This is a genomic window from Nostoc sp. 'Lobaria pulmonaria (5183) cyanobiont' (genome assembly GCF_002949795.1).
Lineage (GTDB): Bacteria > Cyanobacteriota > Cyanobacteriia > Cyanobacteriales > Nostocaceae > Nostoc.
Map to the genome: position 1 here is coordinate 2,183,471 of NZ_CP026692.1, position 22,639 is coordinate 2,206,109.

The 22,639-nt window shown below is 41.7% G+C and carries 14 protein-coding genes and 2 pseudogenes; 9 read left to right on the forward strand and 7 right to left on the reverse strand.

Going from position 1 to position 22,639, the window contains the following annotated elements:
* Positions 1 to 605: 605 nt before the first annotated feature.
* From NLP_RS09385 to NLP_RS09405, 5 genes are all read left to right on the forward strand, one after another.
* Entirely contained in the window at positions 606 to 1,364 is a 759-nt protein-coding gene (locus NLP_RS09385; protein ID WP_104906167.1) for a sucrose-phosphate phosphatase, read from the forward strand.
* Positions 1,364 to 1,996, forward strand: coding sequence for a Holliday junction branch migration protein RuvA (gene ruvA, locus NLP_RS09390; RefSeq protein ID WP_099101282.1), 633 nt, complete (start codon positions 1,364 to 1,366; stop codon positions 1,994 to 1,996). Before NLP_RS09385 ends, ruvA begins: the two co-directional genes overlap by 1 nt.
* Before the next feature lie 87 nt (positions 1,997 to 2,083).
* On the forward strand, positions 2,084 to 3,244 hold the full coding sequence (gene bioF, locus NLP_RS09395) for an 8-amino-7-oxononanoate synthase (RefSeq protein WP_104909822.1): 1,161 nt from the start codon (positions 2,084 to 2,086) through the stop codon (positions 3,242 to 3,244).
* 165 nt (positions 3,245 to 3,409) lie between these two features.
* Positions 3,410 to 3,661 (forward strand): hypothetical protein, encoded by a 252-nt coding sequence (locus NLP_RS09400; RefSeq protein WP_104906168.1) that lies wholly within the window; start codon positions 3,410 to 3,412, stop codon positions 3,659 to 3,661.
* Between the two features lie 551 nt (positions 3,662 to 4,212).
* A complete protein-coding gene (locus NLP_RS09405) occupies positions 4,213 to 9,243 on the forward strand; it encodes a PAS domain S-box protein (RefSeq protein WP_104906169.1) in 5,031 nt (1,676 codons plus the stop codon).
* A gap of 722 nt (positions 9,244 to 9,965) precedes the next feature.
* Here NLP_RS09405 and NLP_RS36020 read toward each other — a convergent pair.
* The 3 genes and pseudogenes from NLP_RS36020 to NLP_RS09420 form a co-directional block, all read right to left on the reverse strand.
* A pseudogene (locus tag NLP_RS36020) lies at positions 9,966 to 10,037 on the reverse strand (GNAT family N-acetyltransferase); the annotation flags it as partial.
* On the reverse strand, positions 10,036 to 10,704 hold the full coding sequence (locus tag NLP_RS09415) for a DUF1345 domain-containing protein (RefSeq protein ID WP_199784789.1): 669 nt from the start codon (positions 10,702 to 10,704) through the stop codon (positions 10,036 to 10,038). The pseudogene NLP_RS36020 and the gene NLP_RS09415, both read right to left, overlap by 2 nt.
* A gap of 301 nt (positions 10,705 to 11,005) precedes the next feature.
* Positions 11,006 to 11,395, reverse strand: a complete 390-nt coding sequence (locus NLP_RS09420) for a DUF1499 domain-containing protein (RefSeq protein WP_104906171.1) — start codon at positions 11,393 to 11,395, stop codon at positions 11,006 to 11,008.
* Between the two features lie 189 nt (positions 11,396 to 11,584).
* On the opposite strand from NLP_RS09420, the gene NLP_RS09425 reads away from it, so the two are divergent.
* Positions 11,585 to 12,733, forward strand: coding sequence for an alanine--glyoxylate aminotransferase family protein (locus NLP_RS09425; RefSeq protein ID WP_104906172.1), 1,149 nt, complete (start codon positions 11,585 to 11,587; stop codon positions 12,731 to 12,733).
* A 998-nt stretch (positions 12,734 to 13,731) separates the two neighbouring features.
* Here NLP_RS09425 and NLP_RS09430 read toward each other — a convergent pair.
* The 3 genes and pseudogenes from NLP_RS09430 to NLP_RS09440 form a co-directional block, all read right to left on the reverse strand.
* Positions 13,732 to 15,159 carry a hypothetical protein gene (locus NLP_RS09430; RefSeq protein WP_104906173.1) on the reverse strand — a complete coding sequence of 476 codons (1,428 nt, stop codon included), beginning with the start codon at positions 15,157 to 15,159 and terminating at the stop codon, positions 13,732 to 13,734.
* Positions 15,160 to 15,583: 424 nt separating this feature from the next.
* Positions 15,584 to 16,718: pseudogene (locus NLP_RS09435) on the reverse strand (ISAs1 family transposase).
* Positions 16,719 to 17,658: 940 nt separating this feature from the next.
* A complete protein-coding gene (locus NLP_RS09440; protein WP_104909823.1) occupies positions 17,659 to 17,982 on the reverse strand; it encodes a hypothetical protein in 324 nt (107 codons plus the stop codon).
* Between the two features lie 646 nt (positions 17,983 to 18,628).
* Here NLP_RS09440 and NLP_RS09445 point away from each other — a divergent pair.
* A complete protein-coding gene (locus NLP_RS09445) occupies positions 18,629 to 19,402 on the forward strand; it encodes an MlaE family lipid ABC transporter permease subunit (protein ID WP_104906174.1) in 774 nt (257 codons plus the stop codon).
* Between the two features lie 144 nt (positions 19,403 to 19,546).
* Here NLP_RS09445 and NLP_RS09450 read toward each other — a convergent pair whose 3' ends face one another.
* Positions 19,547 to 19,993, reverse strand: a complete 447-nt coding sequence (locus NLP_RS09450; RefSeq protein WP_104906175.1) for a hypothetical protein — start codon at positions 19,991 to 19,993, stop codon at positions 19,547 to 19,549.
* 385 nt (positions 19,994 to 20,378) lie between these two features.
* On the opposite strand from NLP_RS09450, the gene cruF reads away from it, so the two are divergent.
* Both cruF and cruG read left to right on the forward strand, forming a co-directional pair.
* Positions 20,379 to 21,287 (forward strand): gamma-carotene 1'-hydroxylase CruF, encoded by a 909-nt coding sequence (cruF, locus tag NLP_RS09455; protein ID WP_104906176.1) that lies wholly within the window; start codon positions 20,379 to 20,381, stop codon positions 21,285 to 21,287.
* An 84-nt stretch (positions 21,288 to 21,371) separates the two neighbouring features.
* On the forward strand, positions 21,372 to 22,577 hold the full coding sequence (gene cruG / locus NLP_RS09460; RefSeq protein WP_104906177.1) for a 2'-O-glycosyltransferase CruG: 1,206 nt from the start codon (positions 21,372 to 21,374) through the stop codon (positions 22,575 to 22,577).
* The last annotated feature ends 62 nt before the right edge of the window (positions 22,578 to 22,639 follow it).

Sequence of the window (22,639 nt, forward strand, 5' to 3'; positions counted from 1 at the left end):
CAAATTTAAACATTAGTTGTCAAAATTTGAGCATTTGCAGCTAATGTTCTTCCATATATAAGAAACGCTTAAGCATTTGCAGCTAATGTATAATTATTTGTTGGAAAGGCTTAATACTTTGCAACAAATGTTCTTCCATATATAAGAAACCCTTAAGCATTTGCAGCTAATGTATAATTATTTGTTGGAAAGGCTTAATACTTTGCAACAAATTATCTTCCATGTATAAGAAACCTTTAAGCATTTGCAGCAATCATTGTAATGAACTTATAAATCTATTTTTTACCTGAAATATAACAGATATCCTAAGAAGCTACGGTGTACACACAAGTCCTAAAAACCTGGTTTGATAAGGCTTGACTGGAGGCGGACTGTTTGCATGTATCGCTTGTACGAAAAACTGTAGATTAGCGATCGCTCTTTCTGCAACTGAGTTTAGCTGTGGGAAAAGATTTGTTGATTCATTTAGGGCATTTACTGACAATCATCACAACTATCCTTAATCTCGAATTGAATGTCTGACATATTTTGTTTTTAACAAACAAATCTCTTGCAAAAGTCTCTTCACGCGATAGAATAACGAAATTTTGCAAGAGGTCTTAATCATGAAACCATTTCTTTTTGTAACCGATTTAGATGACACCCTCGTGTATCGCACTGTGGGCGATGACAGCGCTTTACCAGAACTAAATCAACTGCTGGAGAGACATCGCCAAGAATACGGTACTAAAATCGTTTATTCTACTGGGCGATCGCCTGTACTTTACAAAGAACTCCAAGCTCAAAAAAATCTTTTGCAACCGGATGCCCTCGTCCTGTCTGTGGGTACAGAAATTTACCTCGATGGTACTGATACTCCCGACTCAGATTGGTCAGAAATCCTCTCTCCGGGATGGGAACGGGAAACTGTATTATCTATTACGAAAAAATATTCTGAGTTAGTTCGGCAACCAGATTCAGAACAGCGTCCCTTCAAAGTGAGTTGTTTCCTAGAACAAGAAGTATCTGCGAATGTTCTACCACAACTTGAAGCAGAGTTGCAGAAATCAAAATTAAATGTAAAGTTAATCTACAGTAGCGGTATTGACCTTGACATTGTACCCCATAGCAGCGATAAAGGTCAGGCAATGCAGTTTTTACGCCAGAAGTGGAAATTTGCAGCAGAACAAACAGTTGTCTGTGGTGATTCGGGTAATGATATTGCTTTATTTGCTGTAGGCAACGAACGCGGAATCATTGTGGGGAATGCCCGCAAAGAGTTACTCCAATGGCACAATGAGTATCCCGCAGACTATCGCTACCTGGCTTCATGTTTTTGTGCAGGTGGAATTATCGAAGGCTTAAATTATTTTGGTCTCTTGTAATGATTAGTTATTTAAAAGGTATAGTCGCTGGTATCCAAACAATTGGCGCTAATCGCGTGATTCTGACTCTGGAAGTGAATGGCTTGGGGTATGATTTGCAAGTTCCCCAACGGTTAGCAAACCAGTTACCAGAGTCGGGAGGAGTAACGCAAATTTTTACCCATTTGCAAATTCGCGAAGAAGTGCCCTTTCTATATGGCTTTGCTTCCCCAGCCGAACGCGATTTATTTCGCCACTTGCTGACTGTCACAGGTATTGGTGCAGCCTTAGCGATCGCACTCTTGGACACTCTGGAACTACCAGATTTAGTCCAAGCAATTATCGCTGGCAATACACAAATCTTAATTCAGGCTCCCGGTGTCGGTAAGAAAATCGCCGAACGCATCTGTTTGGAACTGAAAAGCAAATTAGTCGAGTGGCGCAAATCAGCCGGGTTCTTCGTTGCCACAGGCGGCCCAGCACCGGGGATTCTCGAAGAAGTGCAAATGACCCTCTTCGCCTTGGGATATACTGCCCATGAGGTCAGTCACGCCCTGCATGTGGTCAGCGAAGACATTGGACTACCAAAAGATGCTTATGTCGAAGATTGGATTAAACAAGCGATCGCTCATCTCAGCAGTGAACAAGTTTAATTGTCATTAGTCATTAGTCATTTGTTATTCTCCTCCTGCCTCCTGCCTCCTGCCTCTCAATGCCCCATGCCCCATGCCCTATTCCCAATGACTGACCCTTATGCTTGGCTAGAACAGTCCTTAGCAACAATTCATCGGGCAGACTGGTATCGTTCGGTACAACCTATCAATGGTCGTCCGGGTGCAACGGTGGTTTTAGCTGGGCAAGAGGTAATTAATTTTGCCAGCAATGACTATTTGGGATTGGCTGGGGATGAGCGTTTGATGGCAGCTGCAACTGCTGCGATCGCCGAATTTGGGACTGGTAGTACTGGTTCGAGATTACTCAGTGGGCATCGAGAATTACACAGGGAGTTAGAGGAGGCGATCGCATTTACTAAACAAACAGAAAAAGCCTTGGTATTTAGTTCCGGGTATCTAGCAAATTTGGGTGCAATTACCGCCCTTGTTGGCAAGCGTGATTTAATTTTTTCTGACCAATACAATCATTCCAGTCTGAAAAATGGAGCGATTCTCAGCGGTGCAGTAGTTGTGGAATACCCACACTGTGATATGGCAGTATTAAAAACTCAGTTGAACCAGCAGCGGCAAAATTACCGACGCTGTTTGATTCTTACTGATACCGTCTTCAGCATGGATGGCGATTTATGTCCGTTACCTGCACTGTTGGATCTCGCTGATAAATTTAGCTGTATGCTGCTAGTCGATGAAGCTCATGCCACTGGGGTACTAGGAAAAACTGGCGCTGGATGTGTCGAACATTTTGGGTGTACAGGAAAGCAATTAATTCAAATTGGCACCCTAAGTAAAGCTTTAGGTAGTTTAGGCGGGTATGTAGCAGGAAGTAGTGCCCTAATTGACTTTTTGCAAAACCGCGCACCCAGTTGGATTTATACCACTGGGCTTTCACCTGCTGATACAGCCGCGGCCTTAGCAGCAATCAAGATTGTGCAACAAGAACCGCAACATCGTGCCCAATTGTGGGAGAATATACATTACTTGAAAACTTTGCTGCAACAGTTACCTAACCTGCAATTGCTGCCTTCTGAATCACCCATATTATGTTTTCAATTGCCTAATGCCACAGATGCCCTCAAAGCTGGAAAACAGCTAAGAGATGCTGGCATTTTTGCCCCAGCAATTCGTCCCCCCACAGTGCCCACAAGTCGAATCAGAATATCAGTGATGGCAACTCATCAAGTAGCACATATTGAAAAATTGCTAGCAGTACTAAAGGATGTTAGCTGACGACAGTAGGGGATAGGACATGGAGCAATTTAAGTAAGATACTGACTATGTATAGGAATCCTATCTGATTTTTGAACAAAATTTCAGATAAAACCCTTATAAAACAAGCTTTTCAGCCTCAGTATGTTTTGAAAAATAAAATCGGAGTCCTATAGGATATCTTGATTGCTACCGATTCAACAGGTTGGTGCCGGAAGCGGTGGTTTTTTCTATACATCTTCATCAAGAATTGGTATCAATAATGAAACATTTCAAAAATTCTTAAATGTTGTCTCTATTGAACTTGGTGATGATATGGCTTTGATTCAAATCGATCGGGCATCTGCACACCAAGCTCTGGCGTTGTGTTGGCCTGAAAATATCATCGCGATTTTTCAACCATCTCATAGTCCTCAACTCAACCCGCTTGAAAGATGATGGCAGTTTATTAAACTTCAGTTAAAAGGGGAGAATTTCTCGAATTTATCACAATTGAGCCAGCGGGTTCAACATAAGTTAGCTCAAATGTCTTCCGAGTTAATCTCCTCTTTGACTTTTGACTTTTGACTTTTGACTTCCCCAAAGGGGCTGACCGATTCAGGAAAAATTTTACCTGCAAGCAAGGAAACTAAACAATTAACTCCTAATTTTCACCAATTTGGATGACAAATAGATTATTTCACAACTACAGCTAAGATTTTTTGTTTATCTTTATCCTTATCCAGATATTATTCTATAATTTTTGTTATAAATTAATTAGTTTCGTGTTTGTATTTAGTATTTTACATTTGTAAAACAGTGTCATTTATTTTGAGGGAACAAGCTAAATTTTCCCTTTGTATATCAGATAAATAAAAACTTAACCTCTGACAAAAGATATTTTTATAACTAAGCAAAAATCTATCTGGAGATAAGTTACTAAAATTTGCAAACTAACTTAGGGTATATACAGCCTCTGCAATGAGTATTGGTTGTTCCAAGAACTTTTCATGCCCCATATTCATTACTCTCAGTTACTGCGTTATGGCATTGTTGTATTAATTGTCGCACTAGCATTAGTGCTAATGTTGGTGCTAGACCCCTGGTTAAGCATGAGTGAAACTCCTTTTCTGCTATTTTTTAGCACTGTAATGTTGAGTGCTTGGTATGGTGGTTTGAAATCAGGGCTATTAGCAACTTCCTTGTCTGCGTTACTGAGCGCTTACTTCTTTCTCCCCCCAGCTTATGAGCTGAGTCTTGACTTATCTAATTTTGTGCGAATTGGATTATTTGCATTACAAGGATTGCTCTTTAGTTTCTTATGTGAGGGATTGAAAACTGCTAAAAGACGGGCGGATGGAAATCTCCAAAAGCTGAGAGTTAGTGAAGAAAGATTTCGATTAGCTTTAAGTAGTTCAGATATCGTGGTTTTTCAGCAGGATCGCGATTTGCGATATCAGTGGATTCATAATCCTCAAGGTCTAGACACTACTGAGGAAATATTAGGTAAGTCTGATGACGAATTATTTCCAGCTCTAGTCGCAGAGCAATTGAAGGCAATTAAGCTAAAAGTAATAGAGACTGATGTTGCAACCCGCCAAGAAGTTTATCTGACAATTGGTGGAGAAAATCGTTACTACGATTTGCTAGTTGAACCGCTAAAGGATGCAGACAATAGCATTTTAGGTATCACCTGTGCAGGTGTGAATATTACTGAGCGTAGGCAGGCAGAACTAGAAAAAGCCAGGTTGCACCAGGAACTTCAGCAAGCTATTCAGCAAAAAGACGAATCTCTGGCGTTAATCAATGCTTGGCTTACTAGTTCACCAGTGGCGCTGGCTTTTCTCGATCCGGAACTGCGCTATATTCATGCAAATGAAACGCTAGCTGCCATTAACGGTGTACCGCAAACTCAACATATTGGTCGCACCTTTAGGGAAGTACTACCAGAATGGGCAGCGCAAATTGAGCCTGTTTTTGAGCAAGTGATGGAAACGAGGCAGCCCTTACTTAACCAGGAAGTGAGCGGTGAAACCTATCCGCCTGGAGTATATCGTTATGGTCTTGTCAGCTATTATCCGGTGTGTTTGCCGAATGGGCAGTTGTTGGGAGTGGGCATTAGTTCAATTGATATTACTCAACTGAAACAAACTGAACAAGCATTACGGGAAAGTGAAGCTAAGTTTCGTAGTGTGGTTGAGTCAAACATGATTGGTATCGGCTTCTGGGATAGAGACGGCAGGATTACAGACGCTAACGATGCCTTGCTGAATATGGTCGGTTATACCCGTGAAGAATTACTTGCCAATACACTTCGCTGGCAAGACCTAACTCCTACAGAATACTTACCACTTGATAAGCAAGCACTAACTCAATTTCAAGACAGTTTATTTTGCACACCATATCAAAAAGAATATATCCGTAAAGACGGCTCACGCTTGCCTGTTTTGGCAGGTGGTAGCCATTTTGAAGGGACTATAGATCGAGGAGCTTTTTTTGTTCTCGATATTACAGAGCGCAAACAGGCTGAGGAAAGACTCCGCTATATCGCCCAAATTAGTAGTTTACTCTCTACTTCGTTAGATTATGAACAAACCTTACAACAGATAGCCAAAATTTCAGTTCCCCAGCTTGCCGATTGGTGCAGCGTCGATATTTTAAATGAGGATGGCTCCATTCGCCGCCTACCTATTGCTCATGCAGACCCATCGAAAGCGGAGTTGGCGCGTAAACTTCAAGAGTATGTGACAGATTATAAGGGTGCAAGTGCAATTACTAGAGTACTACAAACTGGCCAAAGTGAATTGATCTCAGAGGTATCTGACTCGCTATTAATAGCAACTACTCAGAATCAGGAACACTTAGAACTTGTTCGGCAATTGGGGATGAAGTCTGTAATGATTGTGCCGTTAATCGCAAAAGGGCGCATACTCGGCTGTATTACCTTTATCAACACCCTATCAGACCGTCGCTACGATCGCACTGACCTAACTTTAGCAACAGATATTACTCATCGTGCTGCCTTAGCAGTGGAAAATGCCCAACTTTATCGAGACATCCACCAGGCTTTACTCCATTATGCCGAATCGCTATCTCTTCTAGATGCGTTGCTAGGAGCGGCTCCTGTTGCCGTATGCTTTTTCGATCGGGAACTGCGATATATCCGAATTAATCAAGTTTTCGCTGACATTAACGGTTTAGCTATAGAAGAACATCTAGGACGCAAATTTAGGGAAGTGTTGCCAGCGATGGCGGCTGAGTTAGAGCCACAGTTACAGCGCGTGTTAGAGACTGGAGAACCCCTGCTGAATATGGAAATCAGTGGTGAGACAAGGGGACAACTAAGACGTTACGGTTACTGGCTGGGCAACTATTACCCAGTTAATAACGCAATAGGTGAAACGGTAGGAATTGGCATTATTTTGGCAGATGTGACAATAGCAAAGCAAACAGAAGTTGCTTTGCGAGAAAGCGAAGAAAGGTTTCGGGCAATGTTCAATCAAGCAGCTGTTGGTATTACTCTAGTAGGGTTGGATGGGCGATTTCTGCAAGTTAATCCTGCCCTATGCGAAATTACTGGGTATACCTATGAAGAGTTAATTCAAATGAACTTTCAGGAAATTACCCACCCTGACGACTTAGAAGTTGATTGGGAAAATGCCCAGCGAGTTTTAGCAAAAGAAATTAGTGGTTATTCTCTAGAGAAGCGCTACATTCGCAAAGATGGTTCTATAGTTTGGGCAAACCTAACTTCATCAGCAGTTTGGGATGCTAACGGACAACCAAAGTATGCATTAGGCATTATTGAGGATATTAGCCATCGCAAACGAGTTGAAGCCACACAAAACTTTTTAGTCGAAGCCAGCACCTTACTAGCTGCCTCATTGGATTATGAAATCACCTTAGAAAATGTAGCAAATTTAGCAGTTCCAACTTTAGCCGATTTGTGTATTGTAGATGTCTTCCAGGAAGATTGGTCAAGTAAACAAATTGCGATCGCAATTGCCGATCCCACAAAACTAAATATTTTAGACGAAATCCGACGGCGTTATCGACCCCAAACCAGAGCCAAACAGCTTGTACAGCAGCTAAGGCTAGGAATATCTGTCTTTTATCCCGAATTATCTGACTCACATCTTCTACAGATGTCGGAAGACAACGAACATCGGCAATTGCTGCAAAGTCTGGGTATTCGTTCTCTAATGGTGATTCCAGTTCGTTCTCGCGGGCAATTATTTGGAGCAATCTCTTTTTTTACCGCCGAATCTGGTCGGTACTATCAACAAACAGACTTGGCTTTAGCAGAAGATATTGCTCGGCGGGCAGCTACAGCCATCGACAACGCCAGACTTTACCAGGAAACTCAACGGTCTGTCAATCGCACAGTACTTTTACAAAAAATAACTGCTGCCTTCTCCGAAGCCTTAACTCCCCAACAGGTGGCTGATGTAGTGGTGAACCAAGGCATTGCCGCCTTGGAAGCTACTGGTGGTTCCGTTGTCTTACTTACTGAAGGAAATACTACCCTAAAAGTTGTGCAAGCAATTGGCTATCCGCAAACGCTCATAAATACTTGGACAAGTTTTCCGATCGCAGCACCTAACCAAATAGCAGAAACCGTCAGAACTGGGCAGCCGATTTTTTTAGAAAATTTAGCAGCCATGATTGCTAGATATCCCGACTTAGCAGATGTTGTGACTGTTATAGCGAATAATGCCTGGGCTTCCATTCCCTTGATAGTAGAAGGTAAAGTAATTGGGGCTTTGGGATTAAGCTTTACTACCGGACAAATATTTAATGAAGAAGACCGGGGATTTATGTTGACACTGGGACAGCAGTGTGCGCAAGCGATCGCCCGCGCTCAACTTTACGAAGCCGAAAAGATTGCCAGGGCAGAAGCCGAGACAGCCAACCGCATTAAAGATGAATTTCTTGCTGTCCTTTCCCACGAACTCCGAACTCCTTTAAATCCAATTTTAGGGTGGGCAAAGTTACTCAGAACCCGCAAGTTCAACGAAGCCACTAGAATCCAGGCACTAGAAACAATCGAGCGGAATGCAAAGTTACAAACCCAATTGATTGGAGATTTACTTGATGTTTCGCGGATTTTGCAAGGTAAAGTCAGGTTAAATCTCCATGCAGTGGATTTGAAAATAGCGATCGCATCTGCATTAGAAACAGTGCGTTTAGCAGCAGAAGCCAAATCAATTCAAATTCAAACGGTGTTAAATAATGATATCGGCAAAGTTCTCGGCGATGGCGATCGCTTGCAACAAGTGATGTGGAATCTCCTCTCCAATGCCGTTAAATTCACACCCACAGAAGGACTTGTAGAAGTGCGTCTAGAGCAAGTTGGTTTAGATGCCCAAATCCAGGTAATTGATACAGGCAAAGGAATAAACCCAGAATTTTTGCCCTACGTCTTTGATTACTTTCGGCAAGCAGATGCTAAGACAACCAGAGTATTTGGCGGACTGGGATTGGGACTAGCAATTGTGCGTCATCTAGTAGAACTTCACGGTGGCACAGTTCAAGCAGAGAGTTTGGGAGAAGGACAAGGGGCTACCTTCACAGTCAAACTACCTTTGCTCAAAAATTCTGAGTTGCGAGTTAGCAGTGGTAAAGCTCCTCAACCAGAAGTCAGTAATGACGACACATTACTTGCTGGAGTACAAATCCTGCTTGTGGACGATCAAGCTGATGTGCGAGAGTTTTTTAGCTTTGCGCTGGAACAATATGGCGCGACGGTAACGGCAGTTGAATCAGCAGATGAAGCGCTGCAAACATTAGTGCAATCAAAGCCAGATATCCTCTTAAGCGATATTGGAATGCCCTTGATGGATGGGTATATGTTGCTGGGCGAGGTGAGAAAATTACCGCCAGAGCAAGGCGGACAAATTCCGGCGATCGCCTTGACTGCTTACGCTGGAGAACTTAACTACAACCAAGCAATGGCAGCAGGATTTCAAAAACACCTACCTAAACCCGTCGATCCAGTGGATTTAGCCGCAGCGATCGTTAGTCTTATTGGGCACACTTAACCTTCAGAGTAAATAAACTTTTTAATTTCTCTTCTTTCCTTTAGAAATTACAGCAGAATTCATGTATTTGAACCACTTCTGTTATAGGGGCGCAAGGCCTTGCGCCCCTACCGCGTGGTCTATTTACCTGAAAACTATAGCGGTTCCCATTCAGATGCGCTACAACATTATATCGTGGGGTGTAGGGGCACGGCAGTGCCGTGCCCCTACGGGTGTACCTCACTGTAAATATAGCAATCAGAATTGAAATGCGAGAAAATACAGAGACAAAAAGTACGTATATATAAGCATTACAGCTATTTTCTATCTCACGAATGATTTAGGATTGCTATATGTCTTTTTTTTTCTTCAGAAATTTGCCGTTTGCAAATTGATGTTATAAATTAGTGCTCAGGTTTTAATCAGAGATTTATTTACCAATGAAAACCCAACAGTTCAGTTCAACAATCCTAGAAAATAGACCTACCAAGACGAAAAAACAGTCTTTTCCTGGTAGAAGTATTGGTAATCCTAAAGTACCATTCCGTAAATGCCATAAAATAGTCCAACAACATGAGTTACTTAGTGACTGGGAACACGCAAGTTAATTTAGTAACCGACTCTAGCTATGATATAGGCTGATATACTACTCGCGGTATCTGGTCAGAAATTAACTGAGGAACCATGTAAATTAGAGGGGTGATGATTTACTTTGGCTCTATTGCCATGAGCCAACAATCTGACTATTCTCCTTCATAGAGTTCATTTGCGGGCAATAGCTTTACCTTCACAAAACCACATTTCTCATAGCTTTTAAATCAGCGATGCAATGATATTAATACTCATAGCTAAAATGGTGGTATTGAAAAAGAAGGATAATATGCCATGTAACAGAGTCAAGCGTCTCATACCGGGTGATGTTGTCTGCACATCTGAAACTTGACTGGTCATGCCGACTACAAATGAATAATATAAAAATTCCCAGTAATCTGGATAGTCGTTATGAGGAAAATCTAAACCTCCGGTGATCTCTTCACTATGATTACGATTAATATATTTGTAATAGCTGTGTGCATATTGCACTGCAAACATCGTATGCACTAGTAGCCAGGAACCGACAATGGTCATAATCGAAAGTATGACATGTAGGGTAAGCAGAATTGTTGACAACCCTTTTTTATCAGTTAATAAAAACCCAATGGCTAAAACACTGGCACAAGCCGCAGCAATCACCAGTATAAATATAGCCAAATGTCCTTCATATTCATTCTCAGCATAACGGCGGATTTTTTCTGGGTTAGCCTTAATCATTTTCCACCACGTTATCGCTAAGAAAAAGTCAATACCAGAGTTCCAAGCGCAGAGAAGGCGAGTAGGTAAGTGCAGAGAATGCGGCAGGATTACTAAAACTAATACAGCAAGTCCGCCAGCAATCATCAGTCGGGGTCGGGAGTCAAAGTTTTTAAATAAATTAAGTCTCACAAATATTGCGATCGCAGAGTTTAACTAATTCGTAATTCATAGTTTTCGGTGAAACACCACAGCACTTTACCCAATCGTCATTCCAGATTTTACTGGGGTCTGAATCCACATAAGTAGATGGACAAAAATATTTACAACGATTGCAAACCAAGTTAAGCAATCCAATACTCTGAGATTGTCTCTCTTTTCTATGATAGGCTACACGAATGTCTCACTCGTCATGACATTGTGTAATTAATTTTGTCCAACTACTTCTTTATCTTCCCAGTCTTTAATCTCCAGTTTTTAGTTCAATTGCAAATTACTTGAACTTAGCTCTAATCGTCTCTATTCGTTGACGATTAACACCCAAATCGCTCTGACCTAAACGTGAAGCTGAACGCACGTGGATAATATTGGCATTCCGGTCTAGATAGAATTCTACATCATCCACAAATCTTAATAAAGCACTTTTAAATTCTGCATATAAATAATCTTTATTTTCGGTAATGATTTTGGTTCTTGGTAAAGACTCAATAATCTGTTTAAGATTAGCGATCGCTTCTTCTGGAGTAGATGTAAAAGTCAGTGGTGCAATTTGGTGAGATGCATCTGTACTCTGACTAGAAACGCAATTGGGGGAATTAGGGCAAGATGCTAAATTACCGTTGCTAATACCTAAATTATTTGGTCGTTTGCCAGCAAAAACCATAATTATGTCTCCAGGTAAGTGAATAAATATACTCTCACACATTTGTTTGAATCACTGTAATACTTTGCCGTAATCGCATCTTCTGGCAAATGACAGATTCACTAAAACATTGGTGATGCGTTCGCCTCTGGCGTTGGCGAAGCCATCGCTCTATGATCCGGTAAGTATCATCTAAGCAAAGACAGATTTATGAGGCAAACAATTTCAATTAACGACTCTGGGCGCTTGCAACTCACACCGCTAGAAATTCCATCCCGTCTACTGTTAGGGCCTGGGCCCTCCAATGCCCATCCTACAGTTCTGCAAGCGATGAATACTTCACCCGTTGGGCATCTTGACCCAGCTTTTCTCGCACTCATGGATGAAATTCAGTCGTTGCTACGCTACGTATGGCAAACAGAAAACTCACTTACCATTGCAGTCAGTGGTACGGGAACAGCTGCAATGGAAGCAACCATCGCCAATGCTGTAGAACCCGGTGATGTGGTTTTGATTGGTGTAGCTGGTTACTTTGGTAATCGCCTCGTAGATATGGCTGGACGTTATGGCGCTGATGTCCGAAGCATTACCAAACCTTGGGGACAAGTCTTCAACTTGGATGAACTCCAAACTGCCTTAAAAACTCATCGTCCAACTATCTTAGCTCTAGTTCATGCCGAAACCTCCACCGGCGCACGTCAACCCTTGGAAGGGGTCGCTGATTTGTGTCGTGAATTTGGCACTTTGTTATTAGTGGATACGGTGACAAGTTTGGGCGGCGTCCCGTTGTTTTTGGATGCTTGGGGAGTTGACTTAGCCTATAGTTGTAGCCAAAAAGGGTTAGGTTGCCCGCCTGGTGCTTCTCCCTTTACGATGAGTGCGCGTGCAGTTGAAAAATTGCAACAGCGCCAAACGAAAGTTGCAAACTGGTATTTAGATATGTTGTTGCTAGGCAAGTATTGGGGTGCTGAACGCACCTATCACCACACCGCACCGATTAATTTATATTATGCATTGCGGGAAGCACTGCGTTTGCTTGCAGAAGAGGGATTAGCAAATTCCTGGCAGCGGCATCAAAAGAACGTAGAATATCTCTGGGAAGGTTTAGAGAATTTAGGACTGAGTATGCACGTTGAGCAAGAGTATAGACTGCCAACGCTTACCACTGTCCGCATTCCAGCCGGGGTAGATGGTAAAGCGATCGCTCGGCAGTTACTCAACGAACATAATATTGAAATTGGCGGTGGTCTTGGCGAACTCGCGGGTCTTGTTTGGCGCGTGGGATTGATGGGCTTTAATAGTCGAAAGGAAAGTGTTGACCAACTTTTAGCAGCACTACGGCAGGTTTTGCCTAAGTAGCTTTTACGCAATCAGGTGCGTTAACAGTAGTGTAACGCACCTAATACAAAAGGCGTAGGCGTAGCCCGCCATAGGTATCGTATTAACATTGTTTGAGAATGGAAGGAAAGCTGATACTTTACACTTACTTACTCTTTTTACCAATCCCAACAATTAAATAGGACTTACGCAGTGAAAACCTGAAACCTCGATCCCCCCTAACCCCCCTTAAAAAGGGGGGGATCTGAAAAGCCCCCTTTTTAAGGGGGTTGGGGGATCTATTCTGCGTAAGTCCTATTAAAGAAAGAGCAGATTAATTTTTGCAGGTCAATACAATCGCATTGTTAGTCGAAACAATCGCATTGTCAGCCGTTGCATTAACGAATGTAGTATTGTTTTTGGATAATAGTTATAGATTTCCATAGCTATTCCACCCCATCCCTTAATTCCTTCCCCTTAGCAAGAAGAGGGGAGAGAAAGCGTAGCTTTGGCGGGGGTGGCGTTCTTAGGGTTGATTAATATCTGTTGAGTATTCCTCACTAGTACAACATGGCGCAAATAAACATACCATTTCAAATGGCGCAAGAGCTTGGAATATAATTCTTTTGACTTTTGGCTTTTGACTTTTGACTTCCGCCTTGCGGTACTAGCCTCACTGCGAGAAAAAACCAACAACCAGCAAAGGCAAGAGTATTAAGACAGATACAATCAAAACGAGGGTTGCCGGATCGATTTTAATATGGTTCTTCTCTGGATCGCGCATTTGGCACTCTCTCGAACAATAAATATATTACCTAAGCCTAAATGATGGTTACTTTTTTTTCCAAGCCCAATGAGGTTTAAAAGTGTAAACTTTTTAGCCGATCAGCTTATTTCTTCCAAGGCAATTTAGTCCCCATTTCAGTTAAAGCTGAGAAGATAAGATAGAGAATGAGTAACCCAGCAGCTGCAAAGAAAGCGAGTAAATCGTTATCCATAAATGCCCCACGCTAAAACTTCGCTAATCATAACGGAATCATCTAATCTTTAGCATCTTTTTGAGTCTGTAATCTTTGATCTTCTGGGTGCAAACTGTACCAGCCATACCAGTGACGAACTGCAAGCCAAACTGCTGAAAGCAAACCCGCTAAACTAAGAGTTAGTCCGCTAAACGGTACTAATAATCCAAAAATCGGTAGCACTGCTCCAGCAATAGTAGCAACGATCGCAGCTAGGGAAGCACTGCGGCTAGCTCCCAATCCCCATGTTAAAATTAGTAAAATGATCGAAATTAAAGTCCAAGCCAACTGAGCATTAATAATGCGAGCTAGATAGGTCAAAGTCAACAGACAAGCAAAGAAAATACTACTAGCGATCGCAATATTTCTGAAACTCATTGGCAGTGACAAATATAACAACAATATCCACCACAAAAATATTGCCGGTGCTAATAACAAAAGCCGGGGAATGATACCAGTATGACGAATGGGGTCGGTGTTCGTAAACACTCCAAAGGGATTTTTGACTGAAACATTATCGTCAAATTTCCAAGTAAACTGAGTACTACGTCCATTAACTTTAATCTCATTCGGTACAACACCACTGGCAAAATCAGCCGGAGCAAAGTTGGCAATTGCTGTGAGGCGAAAATTAGAAAGCAACTGTCCGGCGGCGCTATAAACCCAGCGAGGCCCGCCTTGAGCCTGATAGGTGACTCGAAAGGTAGTTTCTTCTCCTGGTTGCAGCTGAAAGGGAAAGCCATAGTCTCCCAGATTGGTTTGTTGTAACCTAGTACCGTTACGCTCTACTTTGTAGCCAGCAAGCAGTGTGTAGCCGTTAGGTGGCGATGCTTCAAAAAAGAAATTATTAATATCCTTGAGTTGGTTAACTACTTTATAATCAGCAGTGTATTCTACGCGATAAATTGAACTACGACCTGGAACATCTACGCTTTGGTCTAGCTTGACTTGAATTTGTGAACCACCCAGCGTTAAGAAGCGGTTAATCTCTCGCGTATCATTGACTTTGACTATTTTGCCATTGGCTTGCGTAGTATATGAGTATGGCTCTTGGGTAGTGTAGCGCACTTGCGGGGCAGATTGTTCGAGCTTTTCACCTGCGACACTTTGGGCCACTTGAGCTACCCTTGTTTGTTCCCAGTGGTGATAACGATTGCTCAAAGTTGAACAAAGAAAAAATCCTGGTACTAACAGAATTAATATTAGAGTTAAATGCTGTAATCCCCGCAATAGTTGGGAATAACCAACAGCCCATTCGCCAATGAATATAAATTGTTCCGGCTGGCTGCGACGGAGAGAAAAACTTATCAGTGCGATCGCAACTCCCAAACCTACGACCAAAAATACTAATAACAGTGAAGCTTTGAGCGCCTGGGTTCCAAATTGAACAAGCTCAATTGGATGCGTCAAATCGGGTAATCCGGGAATACCTTGAGCAGAAGATGACATTGGTTGATTTTTGCAGAATTTGGAGAACCAGACCAATAAAATCTCTTAAAAGTTTCTGGACAATAGTTTTATTTGATACGTAGACAGTTTAAAGAAGTATTGCGTTGGCGTAGCCAGCTATAGGTATCGCTCTGTCCCTGATTTGCTCGACTGTAACTTGGTATAAACACCAGGGCAAACGCATCTTATTTACTAATAAAAACTAAGGGAGATTCCAAAATGACATAGATAATTGTAAAAATTGGTGAAATGATAAATAAAACAAATCAAATATTTTTTCAAAATGTGAATTAGCTTACTTCAACTCAATGACTAATCGTCAATACTAAAATAATTCAATTATGAGCTACATAAGAATATATTTACTTAGAGGATAAATAAAACTTTTATGTAAAACATTCAACTCAAGTTTTGATGTACTATTTTAAGCTAACGCTAAAATACTTAGTAAATATTTGTTATCCATCGCTGCAAGAAACTGTTTATTTTTGATTCCACGTTTGACACGCTTCTCTTGAGTTAAAAGATTGACTGCAATATGTCTGAGAATTGCAAAATTCTGTGGAGCATTATCTTTTCTAATTCGACAGTCATCTTCTCTTAAGGCAACATCCAATAGCCAATGCAATGAATTTTCAATTCCCCAATGGCTGCGAATAGAATTACCAAACTGTTTAGCATCTGACTCAAGGCTACTGATAAAATACCGAGTTTCAACCGTTGTTTCACCATTGAATGAACGGACAGATTCTACCATGCCAACACTATTAAAATTTGACCAAATCGAATCTGGGTTAAGCCGAGATTCAATTTGAGAGAACATTACGTAATTGCGAATTTCATGACGGCCATGCCCTGTTCCTTCTGTTTTATATGTGCTATGTTTAATCCCATCAAAACCTGTGGCTATCCCTGAAGAGAATAGTTTTTCGACTTCATCATAAAGATTTCCTTGATTCTTCTTTAACGCAATTACATAATCTGCATAATGCTAGAGTGATTAGCTTCACAATCTCCTTCTGGCAGCCAATTGCATCAATGGTCACAATACATCCTGACAGTTCTAATACCTTTAATAATTCTGGAATTGCTGTAATTTCATTTGATTTTTCATCTACTTTTACTTGTCCCAGCACTAATTTATTTGTAGTTGCCCAGGCGCTTACCATTATAATTGCGCTTTGGTCACTACTTGTATCATAAGAACCACGTAAAGTTTTCCCATCAAGTGCGACAACTTCACCATCAGTTATCTTCTGTATTGATTTCATCCAGCTCAGAAAACATTCCTGGAACTGTTGAGGATTTATTTGTGCAAATACTCTTGCAAATGTATCGTGGGACGGAATCCCATTTGGTAATTCTAAAAATGTTTTTAACCATTCATACTTTGCACAACCATAAGTCTCTACGGCTACCCAACCATCCGCACCACAAATCACAGCACATACGGCAATGGTCATGATATCGATTAATTTATGTCGTTTGGTGCGATCTATTCGTGGATCTTGTATCACCGCAAAATGGTCAGCAATCGTAATTTTGGGTTTGAGCTTCATAGAGAGGAGAATAAGAACGTAATTCTTCTTTGTGATCAATGTGAGAATACCACGTTCAATGAAGGGCAGCTGTCCTGACTTTTCACAACATCTGTAAAAGTCACTTTGGTCAGGGGAGCAACGCGATTTGGTGAGGTCTGGGAAAAAAGGTGCGATCGCTAAATCCTTTCATCAGTAATAAAAATATATTTATACATATTAAGTAGTAAATTGTAAATGAAATTACTTAGTACTCAGATTTGATTTTTAGCGATCGCACCTCGTTTACCGAATCTGACAAAATCGCATTGCTCCCTTGGTCAGTTAGCTATCGCATAAATTGAGTTTTTCTTTTCGCTGATCTTCTCGTGATTCCTAGTCATTAATCTAAAACTATTGAGAATCAGACTGTGAGAAAACTTACGCTATTTAGTGACTTGAGAACTGACCGTGAAAATTCAGGCAGCCGTCCGTCGGCTGCCTCTAACTCTCCCCTAATAATGATTATTATTTTCATCTAAAGTGAGGTTTAATATCCTGAAAGCCCTATGTAGTTTGAGTCTTGGTGTATTTCACCATGATTCAGGCTCGTCAATATTTAGATGCGTTTGCCCTGGTATAAACACCAAAAACCCGGTCTTAATGACCGGGTTTTTGAGAGAAAACAATGGGGATATATTCCCCGAAGGTTAGTTATAGAGGTTCAGTATAATATCGATGCTCTGATATTTACTACCACGCCATTGTTACCCATTCCGGAAAATTAGCTAAGAATTTTTGACTAGTCTTTTTTGATCTCCTAAAATACACCAACCTACATTAATCTGCCAAGGGCTTGTGCTATGCTTGCCTCGTTCATCCCTCAGAGCAATTGCATCATGCTAAATATGGGTGCGATCGCACCTGGCGCATTTTCCTATCTTGTTAAGAGTTAAACCCGTGTTCATTATCTGGCGCGTGTTTACCGTCGAGAAGAATTAAAAAAGCTGCATATCATCTCACCAGGGTCTTTTTGCTCAAAGGGCAAAACAGTTCCAGCTTGTTGAACCTTGACTCTTTCGCGACAATTGTAAACCTCTGTAGGTCTTTTTATGCCATCTACGCTAATAATTGCTTTGTATTCCCAATAATTTTTAGCACTTCGGCTGATACTGAGAATGCAAATCTGATGGCGTAGACCGTCGTAGACAGCGTAATTGCGGCATACAGATGCAAAAGCCGGATGTACCACGGAGAAAGGTAGTATTAATAGCAACAGAAATATTATGTATTTAATCCTGCTCATAAAAAATTGTTTAACATTATTTGGAAATATGATTAAATTTTTCAACCTTTGAGTTGATTCAATTACTTTTCCTAGTTTGACAGACTAGAGATTGCAACTCCAAAGCACGCAAAGCATGAGAGCAGTAGCAAAAAAGCTCACAATGCTTTATGTGCTATTTTCCGCTAAAGTTTACTAAGCTAAATTGAACCATGCCCAAACACCTTCTCTACTTTGAGGGTAAACATCTAGTACAACACGGTTGAAATAAACCACCCCTGACGCTCGATGACTCGCTAACGCTGCGCTAACGGGTGACGCTCGCCGGCTCGCTAACGCTGCGCTAACGGCAGTTCCTCATCGGGGAACCCCCAAGACCGGACTGCCTCACCATTCCAAATCAATGAAACGCTTACACTGTATTAATTTTGAATTTTGAATTTTGAATTTTGAATTCTGCCTTGCGGTACTGGTGCATCTGTTCATGTACCATACCCTAATACCAATTCGTAAGATCCTGCAAGAAACCGCACTTAGTGCGTCTATTTAATTAAGAAAGTCAGATTACATTTGGCTGGGTTTCCACCAATTGTATCTGTAGTCTTATTTTTAAGAATTGACATAACAACAAATGTGCAAAAAAAGGTCAGTCGTAAGGACGATAAAATTGCAACCAAAAACAAATTTTGAGCAATCTGGGATTACACGCTGTTTTGCAGCAATACTGCTCTTTGGTCAAGTGTGGCTACATTTACTCCAAGGGAAAACGTACTATCGCAAGATTTTGCAACATCTTGTTACCGCTGGACCAGGTTCTATTTCTCCAGTTCTCCTTGTCAGCGGTTTTGCAGGAATGATTTTTACTATTCAGATAACGAGGGAATTAGCCCGATTTGGGGCTGTCAATGCTGTGGGAGGTGCTTTTGCCTTAGCTTTTTGTAGAGAATTGGCTCCAATTTTGACCGCTAGTATTATGGCGGGACAAGTAGGTTCTGCTTTTGCAGCAGAAATAGGTGCAATGCGAGTCACAGAGCAAATTGATGCACTTTATATGCTCAAAACCGATCCAATTGATTATCTAGTACTTCCTAGAGTAATTGCTTGTTGTTTGATGGTGCCTTTGATGACGATTTTGGCTTTAGTTACGGGCATTATCGGCGGAGTTTTTGCTGCATCAAAGTTTTACCAAATTATTCCTGAAACATTTTTAGAATCAGTCAGAAATTTTTTAGAACCGTCAGATTTATTTATTATTTTGCTAAAAGGGTTTATTTTTGGAGTGCTGGTTGCTGTCATTGGCTGTAGTTGGGGTTTAACTACTAGAGGGGGAGCAAAGGAAGTAGGAGAATCGGCAACAAAAGCAGTTGTTACTAGTTGGGTATCTATTTTTATTATGGATTTTTTCCTCTCTCTACTGCTGTTTGAACAGCCTGCATTTTGAACCCAAGTAAGTAGTAAACAATATTCCCGATTTTTTAAGAAGTTGGAAATTTGAGTACAAATAAAGTTGTGGGGAAATAATACTGCTTCTGAAGCATTGGCGCAACCCAACCCAGGCATCTCTCACTTTTTGGGATATACTTGATCACGTTAGCGGAATTTGGGAATATATGAACTTGTATATTAACGCACCCAAAGCTAAACCTCCCAATGAAAAGATAGAGGCAGTTAAAAAAGCTACGCCTCCCTTAAGACCAGCTCTTTGAAAGTCTATCCTGACTAATATAGTCGCTGAAAGGATCAACAAAGTATCAAGAAATACCCCAAACCAGGCAATCATGATAAAAAACAAGAAAGCTGCTAAGACGGCAATGCCGAAAGACCTGGTATTTGATTGAAGAAAAATACTGTAGTAATATGTCATCTTCGGCCAAGGAGCGGTCAAAGTTACGATTAAAATTAAGATAGCAACTACAGTTACCACCCACACAAACATAGAAGCACGTGTTTCAGATATTACCCAGCCCAAAGTACTGTAACTCAGCAGTACTAGCGCCAGGGACACCCAAGGAACTCTTTTCAAAATTGACATGGGTTTATATTTCTAGTACAGGGTTAAGGTCTTATCGCATAAATAAGTGTAGTAACTCAAGACTTTATTTTGCTTGAGGATTTGCTCAGTTTATGATGATTGTCCTTCCTTAAGGATATCCCAGTATCAAAGGAGTTTTTTATGATACGGGTATCAGTGAGACAAGAAACCAGAAGTTGTTACAGATAAAATTATTTAGATTTTGAATATATGGTTTAAACTAGTAAGTTTAGCATCATATTTTTATAGCTTCAATCAATAGACTTTTATGCTGTTCCCAAGAAAGCCAAACAAGTTTGTCGAAAATTGCGGTACAAAGTAGTTAAAGATTTGTAAACTGTTAGCAGCCGAGTAGCCGCGTGTCACATCTTGTTAAGGAATTATCATGAGACAACTTATTATTGCTGAACGCGTATGCCTCATTGGTCATATCGCGTCAAAAGCCTTTGGACTGGTAGGGATGCTACTGGTAGTACCTAATGCCGAAAGAATTTTCAACTTATCGCAGGTAGGAGAAACTGCCGTACAGTTAAGTATGGCTGGCGGTGGTGTAGTTGATATCATCTTAGGGACAGTAGCTGTCTCTATTTATGCCTACCGGACGTTGGGATTAGGAACTTGGCTGGCATTTATGCTACCGGCTATGTTTATCTCTTTGGGGAGTGAACTACTGGGAACGAGTACAGGGTTTCCATTTGGTGATTATAGCTACTTGAGTGGCTTGGGTTATAAAATTGGGGGGCTAGTTCCTTTCACAATTCCTTTATCTTGGTTTTATGTTGGGCTGTCGTGTTACTTAATTGCGAGAACTGGTTTGAAAGTGCCTCAAAAACCCAGTTGGGGACGCCATATTGCTGCGATAGCCGTTGGTGCTTTGCTCTTCACTTGCTGGGACTTTGCCCTTGAACCGGCTATGAGTCAAACTTCTCTGCCCTTTTGGTATTGGGAACAACCAGGAGCTTTCTTTGGAACACCTTACCAGAACTATATGGGTTGGTTTGGTACTAGCGCCCTGTTTATGAGTGTGGCAGGATTATTGTGGAGAAATACCTCGATTAAATTAGAGCGATCGCAACTCAATCTGCCCTTAGTCGTTTATTTAACTAACTTTGTCTTCGCCGCTGGACTCAGCTTGGCCGCTGGATTCTCTATCCCTGTGTTACTCGGCTTATTGCTAGGTGTGATTCCGGCTGTGGCGCTGTGGTCAAGGAGTTCAACCACACCTGCTCAAGTTACTGTTGAACCAATAACCAAAGAAGTATCAGTAGCAAAGGTTGAAGTTGCCTTGAAATAAGCGTTTTGGGGAATGGGGACTCAGAGACAAGGAGAATAACCCATGCCCCATGACTAATGACTAATGACTAATGATCAATGACTAATGACTAATGACAACACTTTGATAGTAGAAAGCGCCATTTCTCTTTTATTGCTACTTATCCAAGTACCAGCAACGGCGATTCTGTTTTCACGTTTGTTAAAGGGGCCAAGACGCCATCCTCCAATAGAACCCCAACAACCGATACCTGAGCTTTTAGGTAAGGTTAGCATCGTTGTTCCTACACTGAACGAAGCGCTTCGCATTAGCCCTCTGTTGACTGGTTTAAGTCAGCAAAGCTATGAAGTTCGGGAAATTATGGTTGTAGACAGCAAGTCCAGCGATCGCACCCCCGATTTGGTAAAAGCTTCACAGCAAAAAGATCCGCGCTTTCGCCTGATGACAGATGATCCCTTACCCTCTGGTTGGGTGGGGCGTCCTTGGGCGTTGCATAACGGTTTTCTATATAGCTCAGAGGCTAGTCAGTGGTTCTTGGGGTTGGATGCTGATATCCAACCACATCCTGGTTTAGTTGCTGGTTTGGTAAAGACGGCCGAAGCACAAGGCTACGATTTGGTTTCTCTTTCACCCCAGTTCATCCTCAAATACCCTGGAGAGTGCTGGCTACAACCGGCTTTATTGATGACTCTGCTTTACCGATTTGACCCAGCCGGGATCAATACAGAGCAACCAGAACGGGTAATGGCAAATGGGCAGTGTTTTTTGTGTCGTCGCTCCGTTTTAGCTGCTGTGGGTGGTTATAGCAGTGCGAGGAGTTCTTTTTGTGATGATGTCACCTTAGCACGCAATATTGCTATCCAAGGGTATAAAGTCGGCTTTTTAGACGGTGCAAAGGTATTAAAAGTACGCATGTATGAAGGGGCGATGGAGACATGGAAGGAGTGGGGGCGGAGTCTCGACCTTAAAGATGCAACTTCTCGCTCTCAGTTGTGGGGAGATTTATGGCTACTCACATCTGTTCAAGGTCTACCGTTTTTAATTGTCCTGACTTTTTTGTTGATTTCTCCCACACTCTCATATTTGCCAACTCCCCCACTCCTACTGCTGGGACTGAATTTATTCCTGTTGGTGATTCGCTTTGCGATGCTAATAGCGATCGCACCTTCTTATGATCGCACAAACGCTAAAGGCAGCTGGTTATTCTGGCTTTCCCCTTTGGCCGACCCCTTCGCTGTGCTACGAATCTTCTTATCTGCATTCCGCACCCCGCGCGAGTGGCGAGGACGCAAGTATAGTGCTGAGTTGTGAGTTGTGTTAGCGGTAGCGGGGCGTTTAGCCCGTGCTGAGTAGAGAGTAGGGAGTAGGGAGTG

What these genes read in the sequence shown, in the direction of transcription:
- NLP_RS09385 (WP_104906167.1), top strand. Translation starts at nt 606, where the DNA reads ATGAAACCATTTCTTTTTGTAACCGATTTAGATGACACCCTCGTGTAT.
- ruvA (WP_099101282.1), top strand. Translation starts at nt 1,364, where the DNA reads ATGATTAGTTATTTAAAAGGTATAGTCGCTGGTATCCAAACAATTGGC.
- bioF (WP_104909822.1), top strand. Translation starts at nt 2,084, where the DNA reads ATGACTGACCCTTATGCTTGGCTAGAACAGTCCTTAGCAACAATTCAT.
- NLP_RS09405 (WP_104906169.1), top strand. Translation starts at nt 4,213, where the DNA reads ATGCCCCATATTCATTACTCTCAGTTACTGCGTTATGGCATTGTTGTA.
- NLP_RS09420 (WP_104906171.1), bottom strand. Translation starts at nt 11,395, where the DNA reads ATGGTTTTTGCTGGCAAACGACCAAATAATTTAGGTATTAGCAACGGT.
- NLP_RS09425 (WP_104906172.1), top strand. Translation starts at nt 11,585, where the DNA reads ATGAGGCAAACAATTTCAATTAACGACTCTGGGCGCTTGCAACTCACA.
- NLP_RS09430 (WP_104906173.1), bottom strand. Translation starts at nt 15,159, where the DNA reads ATGTCATCTTCTGCTCAAGGTATTCCCGGATTACCCGATTTGACGCAT.
- NLP_RS09440 (WP_104909823.1), bottom strand. Translation starts at nt 17,982, where the DNA reads ATGAGCAGGATTAAATACATAATATTTCTGTTGCTATTAATACTACCT.
- NLP_RS09450 (WP_104906175.1), bottom strand. Translation starts at nt 19,993, where the DNA reads ATGTCAATTTTGAAAAGAGTTCCTTGGGTGTCCCTGGCGCTAGTACTG.
- cruF (WP_104906176.1), top strand. Translation starts at nt 20,379, where the DNA reads ATGAGACAACTTATTATTGCTGAACGCGTATGCCTCATTGGTCATATC.
- cruG (WP_104906177.1), top strand. Translation starts at nt 21,372, where the DNA reads ATGACTAATGACAACACTTTGATAGTAGAAAGCGCCATTTCTCTTTTA.